General features: G+C 59.2%; 2 pseudogenes. One reads left to right on the top strand and one right to left on the bottom strand.

From position 1 onward, the window contains the following. Positions 1-38: 38 nt before the first annotated feature. A pseudogene (gene intI1, locus OOJ60_RS24470) lies at positions 39-1043 on the top strand (class 1 integron integrase IntI1); the annotation flags it as partial. 53 nt (positions 1044-1096) lie between these two features. On the opposite strand, the pseudogene OOJ60_RS24465 reads toward intI1, so the two are convergent. Further along, positions 1097-1171: pseudogene (locus OOJ60_RS24465) on the bottom strand (IS6 family transposase); the annotation flags it as partial.

Genomic DNA, 1171 nt, shown 5'->3' with positions numbered 1-1171 from the left:
GAGGCATAGACTGTACAAAAAAACAGTCATAACAAGCCATGAAAACCGCCACTGCGCCGTTACCACCGCTGCGTTCGGTCAAGGTTCTGGACCAGTTGCGTGAGCGCATACGCTACTTGCATTACAGCTTACGAACCGAACAGGCTTATGTCCACTGGGTTCGTGCCTTCATCCGTTTCCACGGTGTGCGTCACCCGGCAACCTTGGGCAGCAGCGAAGTCGAGGCATTTCTGTCCTGGCTGGCGAACGAGCGCAAGGTTTCGGTCTCCACGCATCGTCAGGCATTGGCGGCCTTGCTGTTCTTCTACGGCAAGGTGCTGTGCACGGATCTGCCCTGGCTTCAGGAGATCGGAAGACCTCGGCCGTCGCGGCGCTTGCCGGTGGTGCTGACCCCGGATGAAGTGGTTCGCATCCTCGGTTTTCTGGAAGGCGAGCATCGTTTGTTCGCCCAGCTTCTGTATGGAACGGGCATGCGGATCAGTGAGGGTTTGCAACTGCGGGTCAAGGATCTGGATTTCGATCACGGCACGATCATCGTGCGGGAGGGCAAGGGCTCCAAGGATCGGGCCTTGATGTTACCCGAGAGCTTGGCACCCAGCCTGCGCGAGCAGCTGTCGCGTGCACGGGCATGGTGGCTGAAGGACCAGGCCGAGGGCCGCAGCGGCGTTGCGCTTCCCGACGCCCTTGAGCGGAAGTATCCGCGCGCCGGGCATTCCTGGCCGTGGTTCTGGGTTTTTGCGCAGCACACGCATTCGACCGATCCACGGAGCGGTGTCGTGCGTCGCCATCACATGTATGACCAGACCTTTCAGCGCGCCTTCAAACGTGCCGTAGAACAAGCAGGCATCACGAAGCCCGCCACACCGCACACCCTCCGCCACTCGTTCGCGACGGCCTTGCTCCGCAGCGGTTACGACATTCGAACCGTGCAGGATCTGCTCGGCCATTCCGACGTCTCTACGACGATGATTTACACGCATGTGCTGAAAGTTGGCGGTGCCGGAGTGCGCTCACCGCTTGATGCGCTGCCGCCCCTCACTAGTGGGCACTGTTGCAAAGTTAGCGATGAGGCAGCCTTTTGTCTTATTCAAAGGCCTTACATTTCAAAAACTCTGCTTACCAGGCGCATTTCGCCCAGGGGATCACCATAATAAAATGCTGAGGCCTGGCC

Origin of the sequence: Citrobacter sp. R4, assembly GCF_026719175.1 — a bacterium.
Lineage (GTDB): Bacteria > Pseudomonadota > Gammaproteobacteria > Enterobacterales > Enterobacteriaceae > Citrobacter_A > Citrobacter_A sedlakii.
The sequence above is the reverse complement of the archived record's forward strand: the minus strand, read 5'-3'. Positions and strand labels throughout refer to the sequence as shown.